The following is a 9,293-nucleotide window of genomic DNA, read 5'->3' on the forward strand; positions in this document are numbered from 1 at the left end:
CACGAATTGAAGACCATCGGTTTTATTTTCAGGCTCAAGGCACCAATAAAAAGACGATGTACAAAAGAACGCCTTCACCGCTAGTATAACGGTAAAGGCGTTCTTTTCATAGATGGTTACGCGCGGTGGCCGCGCGGAGAGTTTTATTTACGCTAATGCAACTTTACGATAAAGATATTGTCCAGTAGCTAATGAGTGGCGTTCAAACGGCGTTCTAGTCAATAAATCAACTAATGCCTGCGCCCTTTTTTCAGTTTTAAAGGCGCGCAAAACTTCAAATTGCGCCGGTAATGCGCGAAAATCACAATAATAGACCACGTAGATCCACTGAACCAAGCCACTCACCTCCACACAATTATTATAACCAACAGCAAAATATTGTATCAATAAATTAGTCGTAAGTAAACACTTTAACTTGTTTATTAGCTAATTAGCGCGCTAAAAAAGGAAGCACTACCAGCGTTAAGCTAGCACTTCCTTTTTACGATCCGGCTGATAATTTATTTTGATAAACGTAGAAAAATACCTGCATCGGCTAAATCTTGGGCAAAACCGCTAGCAGTTGCACCACGCTGCCAATCACGTTGCAACTCACAAGCTAGTTGAGCAATACTCGTTGGTTGCGCACCAGCACGCTCAATTCGTCTTAGTGCAGCTTCATGTGCCACAGTTGAGGTGCCACCAACAGCATCTACCACCGGAAAAACTTGGTAGCCTTCACGTAAAGCATCCAATGCGGGGAAAGTCAGGCAAGCTTCGGTCCATAATGCTGCAATGATCAAGTTTTTACGGCCAGTTTGTTTGACCGCTGCATAAAATTCTTGATCCTCCCAGGCGTTGATCGTTGTTCGATCATAGCTGGGTACGTCAGGTAACCACTTTTTAATTGCTGGGATCGTATCCTGATTTAGAGTGGTCGCCACATTAACAGTCGATAAAATAACGGGGATCTCAAACGTGTTGATCAGCTTTATGGTACTGACAACGTTACGGATCAGTGTCGCTCGATTGATCGAGTTGATCGAATTAATTTGCGTTGGTTGGTAATCGATCAATAAAAACGCAGAATTTTCTGGTGTCAGCAGTTGGTCTTTAATTGGGTCACGCCGTGGTTCGCTTGTCATTACCATCACTCCTATTCAGAATTAAAACCTAGTTATCATTAAAATGCTTATCACCAACATATTCAGGGCAGCTATTTAGCCTGATCACGATCCAAATAACGTTGTAAAAACAATAAAATATTGGCTTTGACTTCATCTAAATAACCTTTGCCATGGCGGCTTCCAGCTAGGGCAATTGTTTCTGCCGGTACCCCAGATCGAATCAAGCACTGGCTTAGTCGCGCTACGCCAGACATTGGTACAAACTCAGCCATTGAGTTGACTAACAGCATCGGACCGCTGGCAGAACTAACATGCTGATAAGGGGTGGCTGCCACCGCCTGATCAGCAGCTAAATAATTACTAATAAACCATTTATAGAAGCTTTCATTAGCGCCACTTTGATTGATCGCCGCACTAGCTGTGGTTGTGTCGGCTGCAGATTTTTGCTTAGCTACAACGGCAGGATGCGTGGTCAACCAGTGGGCAATATCCAAAATACCAGACAATGAAATAACCGGTAGCCCATAGTTTAGTCCTAATTCAACCGCCAAATTACCGCCGGCTGAAGCACCAATTGCAGCAATCGGCAATTGTGGTGCGTGTTGCTGTAACCACTCGTATAAAGCATTCATATCTTGTAACGGCGCCGGAAAATGATATTCCGGTGCCAATCGATAATTGGGTACGATCACCAAATAACCTTGTCCAACTAACCAATTTGCAACATCGGCGTCCTTTGCCTTATCCCCTTGAAACCAACCACCACCATGAATAGCAATGATCAATCCTTTTAATTGTTCCTGCTGCGGTTGATACCAATCTAAAGTTAACCCCGTAGTATATTGGATATCTAATTTAATTGTTGCCGTCAATCCAACTCACCTCGAATAAAATAGCTCCTAATAATTAGCGCTTTCATTAAGCCCTATTGTAAAACATTAGCGACTTACGATACAAGTAATCTTACTTTTAAACTAATATTAGTGTTTCCCCCTATTTAATCATACTTCTTTTCTGTGCTAATCTATAATTAATCACTAATGATATCGGAGGAAATTAAGTTGGAGCAGCAACAAATTAACTTGGCTAGTGGTAGCTTGAAATTAGAACAACTGAATGCCATTTTTGCCACGATCGATCAAGAATTTGATTTTATCGATGAAAATGATATCGTACGCTGGTATTCTAACAATACGCAGCGCTTATTTAAGCGTGACACCAGCAAATTAAATCAACATGTGTTGGCAGTGCATCCGGCGCATAGTGCTGGCCGAGTCAAACAAGTATTGGCGGAAATGCACGATGGCGCTACTGGCAAGGTTGCCATGACTGTGCCAATTCGTGGCAAACAAGTTCATATGGCTTTTTATGCTTTACATAACCCTGCTGGCAAGTACGTTGGGTGTATCGAAGTCACTGAAGATATTACTGAATATACCAAAACAACTAAGTTTGGCAATATGCTTAAATTATTGAAATTGACCAAACGATACAAGTAAAATAACGTCTTTGAGCCCACAGCGGACTCAAAGACGTTATTTATTTAGCTAAATCTAAAATTTGATTTCATAACAAAAATCCAGCTTTTTATAGTAATCCAGCTCAACTAAATCAGTTGGCTTCACATTACCATCAGTTTTGCTGAAATAGGCTAAGCCACTTAGTCGCAGCATCTGATAAACAAATTGCGAACAAAACATGATATTTGGCCGCAATGAGCGCTTGACCACCAACCCCACAATATTGTAGGCACTACCAGTTTGATTGATCTGTTTAATTTTATCCATGATCTGCTGTTTTTGCTTCCGCGTTGTCGCCAACCGGTAGACTAATACAGAAGCATCCGCTTTTTGATGAAAAGCCGTAACCATTTCAGGATTCAGCCCGGGCGGATAGACATTTTCGCCGCCGTTATAACTGATGATCGTCTGTAGATCACGATCAAAACTCAGCGACGCATGATTATATTGTTTTTGAGTAAATAACGAGATCAATTCACTAGCATTACTACCAGTATTGGAAATCACCACGTATATGTAAGGATCATCCAGGGTCGCCGCTACTGTGTCAAAATAACTGTCCGTCAACGACCCATTATTAATATAATGAGTCGAACTGTGACGTTTCAAGTCCGTAAACAGTGGCATTAATTTATCCACCGCTAAGGCCTGCTTGACTTTACCTAGCTCTTTTACCGACCGAATCACCGCACCTTTTTGTGCATTAAATTCGGTGAAACTTAAAGTCGCAGCTTCCTTGATCGATGGTAAATAAAAATCAGTATCTTGATGCATGATCAACATACGCTCCGCCAGTAATGGTGCTAACACGATCATAGTCCCAAAAACGCGGCTGAAAAAGCCAGCGCCTAAAAAAATATGGTGCCGGAAAATAACTGCACTACTGAATGTGATCTGCAACACCATGATCAGTAGATAGACCACCACCATCGTCATTTTCACCCGGCGCGGAAAACGGCCTAACAATGTTCGCAAAGTCATCAACACCGCTAAGAAGACATAGACTAAAATAAAAATTGGTAGCGTCCCAAAAAACGCCATTCCCAGCAACACTAACCAAATAACAATATTGATCAGCTTTCGATCAGAAACTAAGTCACGCATCATTTTACCCCGTCTGTTTTAAATTAAAAACTAGCGCTAATTATAGCATACGCCTGAAAGTAGAAACATGGACTTAGGGCGGATTTACAACTGAACGTAAAAACTAAAATTAAATTATGCCCCATAGTTGTACGTCAGTGCCATCTATTACAAAAGGTTTGTTTTTATGGACGTGTCAAAAAAGAGCTCAATTCAAATTACGATCGTTCTGTTTCCACGAATTAGTTACAAAGACCTAAGAATCCACCGATCACAACGCTTAATAAAACAATTGAATTTAAATGGCTCAACGTTCTACGCCAATAATCAAAAATGTAAACTAAACACGGAAAAATCATAGTCAATAGCATGATAACCAGCCATGGGACTGCTTCTACAAATTTTTGTAACGGTTCCATTGTTGACACCTCATTGTTTATTTCAAATAAGCAACTTAATTGATCTGGGTACGAATTATTTTTGTAATTCTACTAGCTGGTCGACCATCAAACTACTTTTAACGAACCTTTTTATCCGTTTTAAGTCTTTCCTAATCACTTTCTTATAAGTTCCCTAGCTCACACTATGTACAGATTTTCATTTTGGCTAGTCATTTGACTAAGAATACCCGGACCATGCAACACAATTACTATTAGTGCCGATAATTCTGGACTATGTCGTGATCTAATGTACTTCCCACGGTCCAAAACTCACCGACTATTCCTATCGCGGTCTACGCACAATCGAATGTAGCGCTTTCAAATCAAGCTATTTTAGTTGCCTTATTTGATGATTATATAATATTTTTAAATATACTGGTATCTAGCCCTGCTAAACGAAAAAAATGAAAACGCGCAATTTTCACTCTTCCCTAAGTACTGCTATTTCAGTATTCTTATGTTAAATTAATCAAGATATTTGCCGGTATACGTATAAAACGATCTCTAAAAAAGGCCACCAAAAACGCTAAATCGTTTATCCCTCATTGTAGGTCAACGATTATAGTGGTCCAATTATTGAATAATAAAATTAAGCCGACTTGTAAAGTTAACCAATCTGCTTAATTGCTTAAAGTCCAAGTTTTATTAAGTTCCAAATCTGCTCAAAGCGCGCTTGATAATCTGGCGCGTTCCACGTTGTTTTAAAGCTGGGCAAGGTAAAGACGGCAAATGTCGCAAGAATTGCTTCTGCTTTTTCATAATGTGGCTGATTATAACCCATTAGTTGATCGATCCACTTCATTGAATCTAAAAGTACTGATCTTAATATTTCCGGATCATTTTCAATATAAGTTGCGTTTAGCGTAAACATGCCCGGTTCCTCATTATAGGCTCTTTTTTTAGCATTAACGAATTGCCACAACCAATCATGCAATATCAAATGTGGTTTATTAATAGTCTCAGCAACCTTTATTTGCTGAATGATTTCAGAATCAAACCAATGCTTTGCGACTGCGATCCATAATTCTTGTTTGTTTTTAAAGTGCCGATACAGCGCACCGTGCGTAATTCCAAGCCTGTCAGCAATTTCTGTTAATCTGACATCTACTTTACCTGATTGCTGAATTAATTCTTGAGCGACCTCTATAATTTTTTGACGAGTAGATTCCATGCTAGACGTTCACACCTTCCAAACCTGATTTTAGGGAAAAGTATACCACAGCTTAAGTAACATTATTTGATTTTCGTTACTTCAATTGTTATGCTACCTTCAATAATAAACTTTGCGGAGGTTCACATGAAAGCAGCACAAATCACAAAATATTCTAAGAATTTCAAGGCAAGCGTTAACGATATCGCAATTCCCACAATTAAGGACGATGAGATACTGGTACGCGTCAAATCTGCGGCAGTTAATCCATTAGAAATGCTCATAATGAGCGGAAGCGTCCGTTTGATTCAAGATTACAGTTTTCCCTTAACGATCGGTAACGAGATTGCTGGCGTTGTCGATCGTGTCGGCCGTAAAGTCACGCAGTTTAAGCCAGCTGATAATATTTACGGTCGCCTACCAATTAAAAAAATCGGTGGCATTGCCGAATATGTTGCTGTAAAAGCCAGTGAAGTTAGTCCCATGCCCAAAAACTTAACTTTTCAGCAGGCCGCCGCTGCTGCTTTGACTGGGCTAACTGCCTATCAGGCACTGCACGAAGAACTACAGGCTGAAGCTGGCAAAACACTTTTCATTCCTGGCGGCTCAGGTTCTTTCGGTCAAATGGCAATTCCAGTTGCTAAAGACATGGGACTACGCGTGATTGTATCAGGAAACGCAGCCGCAAAAGAGCGTACTTTAGCAATTGGTGCAGACGAGTATTTCGACTATAAAAAAGTAAACTATTGGGAACATTTACGCGATATCGACTACGTTATCGATACGCTTGGCCAAGCCGCATTCAGCCACGAACTTTCTATACTGCACCCTGGTGGTAAACTGGTTTCGTTAAAATCTGGGCCCAATCGGCGCTTTGCTCGCGAGCTCAAGTTACCGCTATGGAAACAACTTTTATTTGGGCTTGTTGGCGCACGGCTCGATAGCCAAGCAAAAAAACATGCTGTTGAATATCACTTTATATTTGTGCGTTCAGACGGTCATCAACTTCAAATACTCACCAAGATTATTGAAGCGGCCAACATTGTTCCAGCAGTTGATCCACGTCAGTTTACCATTGAAAATGTTAATGAAGCACTCGATCTGGTTGCTAACGGTCGATTGAAAGGAAAAGTACTGATTCAATTTCCTTAAATTATATAATACGGAGTTTATAAAATGACAATACAAACTTATACTTTAGCACCAAATCAATTTATTACTGCAGATAGCGGCATCAAATACGCCTATCGCGAAATGGGACAAAAAACTGGTATTCCGGTGATTTTATTAACTCACTTGTCAGCAAATTTAGACAATTGGGAGCCACGCTTAATTGAGGAATTAGCTAAAAAGCATTGGCTAATTATGTTTGATAACTCCGGTGTCGGGCTATCCACTGGCCGTGTTCCGCAAACAATTCAAGCAATGGCAAGAGATACACTTACATTTATCCACACTTTTGGTTTTCAACAAGTCGATATCTTATCACTTTCAATGGGTGGCATGATTGCGCAAGAATTAGTTCTCCGGGAACCTCAATTAGTTAGAAAGCTTATCTTAACCGGAACAGGTCCCCGTGGTGGTTATGGCATCGATCAAGTCACTAGAGTCACTAACCTAGACCTAGTTAGGGCTGTGATCACGTTAAGAGATGTTAAAACGTACCTGTTCTTCACCCGCACTGCAGTAGGAAAAAGGGCAGCAGCTGATTTTTTACGCCAGATAAAACGCAGGCAATCAAATCGTGATCGTTCAATCAGTTTATCGGCTTATACTGCTCAACTAAAGGCAATCAAACGTTGGGGAAAAGAAGGTCCCGCTGATCTATCCAAAATTTCACAGCCAACACTGATTGCTAATGGTGATCATGATCGAATGGTCCCAACTAAGAACTCATATGACTTGGCGACCCGCATTCCGAACAGCAAGCTCATCCTTTTTAAGGATGCTGGCCACGGTTCAATTTTCCAATACTATTTGCAGTTCAGTCAGGCTGTAAATCAATTTTTGCAAAATTAATAATTAATAATACCCTTGTATTTTATGTAGTTCATCAATATTATTCTACGAGGTACGAGCTAGCTTGGTCTGCCAATCTAGTTTAAAACTAGATTTTTTATAGTCGAATAAAAAACAGTATATCACTGTATAGCTCTAACCTCTCCAACAAAATAATGTATGTCTTGGTATATAGAAAAATCTGTTTATATCAGTAGCAATTATAATTAGGGTTACTTTTTTCTGAGCTGAAGATTGATATCTTAACTCAAAAAATCCATCTACTTAAGAAGCAACTTGCTTCTAATTTAGATGGATTTTTCAATTACAATAATTTAATACTTTGTCATATTCGATTTATTGGTTAGCTATTTCTAAATTTGCATTTATGATGCCTAAAAGCCGAATCAACTCATCTTGTTGATCATTCGAAAGTGAACTAATTAACTGTGCGTTGAAGATTACTCTGGTATTCCTGAATTTTTTTACAACATCTCGGCCTTTATTCGTAAGATAAATTTCTTTATTACGTGAATTCTCACTAGGAATTTTACGCACAATGAATCCACCTTTTTCGAGGTTCTTCAAAAAAGTGGAAATCGTTGCGGCTCGACGTTTTGTAACACTCACAATATCTTTTTGAATAAGTCCTGGTCGCATGGCAATCAACCGCAGAATCATTGCCTGTTGCATCGTTACCGAGGTTTCTTTCTTTAATTGATTACTTATTTTTTGTTGCTCATTAGAACTAATTTTACGTAACAATTCACTAATGGTAAGTCCTTTGTTTTCTTGCGCCATTGTTTTCACCTCATCTATATCTTACCAATTAATCAAGCAGAAATACAGTTAGTTGTCCTAACTGTTTGACAATCAAAAAGAAAAGAGTTAGAATTTCTAATTGTTAGTAACACTAACTAAAGCATTTTAACAACTACGAGGAGATATTCTAACATGTCAAAACAAACTACTGAACTAACTAATCTAGATCCAAGAATCAAACAATTTCAAAGCGATATTCGTGCAAAATTTGCTGTAGAAAATAAATCTATCAAAAAGGGACAAATTGTCTTTGTCGGCTCTTCACTCATGGAGATTTTTCCAATTGAAAAAATGCAAAAAGAGAAAAAACTTGGACTAGAAAAAATCATCTACAATCGTGGTATTCGTGCCACAACCACAGCCGATTTATTAGCACATATTGATCTTCAAATTTTTGATTTAAAACCAAGCAAAATTTTTATCAATATTGGCAGTAACGATATTGGCTTTAATGTTCCAGAAAATACCTATCTTTCAAATTACGATGAAATTTTTCGCCAAATAAAAGAAAAACTACCTAACACAGAAGTCTACGCACTAGCCTATTATCCAATGAATGCTGTCTATAACTTTGGCGAGGAAAAGCATGAACATGCTTCAATGTTTGCCACACGAAGTAATGATGATTTTGCTAAAATGAGTGAAAAGGTTGCCGCTCTTGCTCAGAAACACAATTATCAATTTATCAACGTTAATGCCAACCTAGCTGATGAAAATGGAAATTTACGTCCAGAGCTTACCTTTGATGGTGTTCACATGCTTCCGGCAGGATACGAAATTGTGCTAAAAAATCTAATGAAGTATCTATAACGGGTTCAGTTCTCATCATATTTCACTAAATCAGATTCAAAAAATTTAATATGTGATCACAACAAAAATGGCATTTCGCTTCGATACGAAATGTCATTTTATATTTTGAGCTTAAATACCTGCCCAGTTCACAAGCGCCATCGCATCTATCTTTAGTACTATTTCAATATGATACGCCGTAGCATTTTGACCAGAATCTTCAAGACCATTATTTATTCCTGAATTATGCATATCTGTTCCTAAACCTTAACGAGAATGTTGCTACACCATCGTTTTATCTTTGATTGAGAGTTTCACCAAAATGGTGTACCAAAAAAGCACCTTCCGTGTTATTGTTATAGCGACCAAACAATAACGAACACAG

Annotated in this window: 11 protein-coding genes; 4 read left to right on the forward strand and 7 right to left on the reverse strand. The window is 38.9% G+C overall.

Annotated features, from left to right (window positions below; all coding sequences use genetic code 11):
* Window positions 1–147: 147 nt before the first annotated feature.
* The 3 genes from EKM76_RS11685 to EKM76_RS11695 all read right to left on the reverse strand — a co-directional run bounded on the left by EKM76_RS11685 (window position 148) and on the right by EKM76_RS11695 (window position 1,978).
* On the reverse strand, window positions 148–336 hold the full coding sequence (locus EKM76_RS11685; RefSeq protein ID WP_125550804.1) for a hypothetical protein: 189 nt from the start codon (window positions 334–336) through the stop codon (window positions 148–150).
* 164 nt (window positions 337–500) lie between these two features.
* Window positions 501–1,124: a hydrolase gene (locus EKM76_RS11690; RefSeq protein ID WP_125550805.1), complete on the reverse strand. Its 624-nt coding sequence runs from the start codon at window positions 1,122–1,124 to the stop codon at window positions 501–503.
* 71 nt (window positions 1,125–1,195) lie between these two features.
* Window positions 1,196–1,978 (reverse strand): alpha/beta hydrolase, encoded by a 783-nt coding sequence (locus tag EKM76_RS11695; RefSeq protein WP_125550806.1) that lies wholly within the window; start codon window positions 1,976–1,978, stop codon window positions 1,196–1,198.
* Window positions 1,979–2,167: 189 nt separating this feature from the next.
* Here EKM76_RS11695 and EKM76_RS11700 point away from each other — a divergent pair, with 189 nt between their 5' ends.
* Window positions 2,168–2,605 (forward strand): PAS domain-containing protein, encoded by a 438-nt coding sequence (locus EKM76_RS11700; protein WP_225417929.1) that lies wholly within the window; start codon window positions 2,168–2,170, stop codon window positions 2,603–2,605.
* Between the two features lie 54 nt (window positions 2,606–2,659).
* Here the strand turns inward: EKM76_RS11700 and EKM76_RS11705 are convergent, their stop codons facing one another.
* The 3 genes from EKM76_RS11705 to EKM76_RS11710 all read right to left on the reverse strand — a co-directional run bounded on the left by EKM76_RS11705 (window position 2,660) and on the right by EKM76_RS11710 (window position 5,320).
* Window positions 2,660–3,730: a hypothetical protein gene (locus EKM76_RS11705; protein WP_125550808.1), complete on the reverse strand. Its 1,071-nt coding sequence runs from the start codon at window positions 3,728–3,730 to the stop codon at window positions 2,660–2,662.
* A gap of 221 nt (window positions 3,731–3,951) precedes the next feature.
* Complete coding sequence (locus EKM76_RS13510; RefSeq protein ID WP_164507651.1) at window positions 3,952–4,128, reverse strand: hypothetical protein; 177 nt, start codon at window positions 4,126–4,128, stop codon at window positions 3,952–3,954.
* Window positions 4,129–4,777: 649 nt separating this feature from the next.
* Window positions 4,778–5,320, reverse strand: coding sequence for a TetR/AcrR family transcriptional regulator (locus EKM76_RS11710; protein ID WP_125550809.1), 543 nt, complete (start codon window positions 5,318–5,320; stop codon window positions 4,778–4,780).
* 126 nt (window positions 5,321–5,446) lie between these two features.
* Here EKM76_RS11710 and EKM76_RS11715 point away from each other — a divergent pair, with 126 nt between their 5' ends.
* Window positions 5,447–6,451, forward strand: coding sequence for an NADP-dependent oxidoreductase (locus tag EKM76_RS11715; RefSeq protein ID WP_125550810.1), 1,005 nt, complete (start codon window positions 5,447–5,449; stop codon window positions 6,449–6,451).
* 24 nt (window positions 6,452–6,475) lie between these two features.
* Window positions 6,476–7,318, forward strand: coding sequence for an alpha/beta fold hydrolase (locus EKM76_RS11720; RefSeq protein ID WP_125550811.1), 843 nt, complete (start codon window positions 6,476–6,478; stop codon window positions 7,316–7,318).
* A 336-nt stretch (window positions 7,319–7,654) separates the two neighbouring features.
* Here the strand turns inward: EKM76_RS11720 and EKM76_RS11725 are convergent, their stop codons facing one another.
* On the reverse strand, window positions 7,655–8,098 hold the full coding sequence (locus EKM76_RS11725; RefSeq protein WP_125550812.1) for a MarR family winged helix-turn-helix transcriptional regulator: 444 nt from the start codon (window positions 8,096–8,098) through the stop codon (window positions 7,655–7,657).
* A gap of 153 nt (window positions 8,099–8,251) precedes the next feature.
* Here EKM76_RS11725 and EKM76_RS11730 point away from each other — a divergent pair, with 153 nt between their 5' ends.
* On the forward strand, window positions 8,252–8,929 hold the full coding sequence (locus tag EKM76_RS11730) for a GDSL-type esterase/lipase family protein (protein ID WP_125550813.1): 678 nt from the start codon (window positions 8,252–8,254) through the stop codon (window positions 8,927–8,929).
* Window positions 8,930–9,293: the final 364 nt, after the last annotated feature.

Origin of the sequence: Loigolactobacillus zhaoyuanensis (genome assembly GCF_003946385.1) — a bacterium.
Lineage (GTDB): Bacteria > Bacillota > Bacilli > Lactobacillales > Lactobacillaceae > Loigolactobacillus > Loigolactobacillus zhaoyuanensis.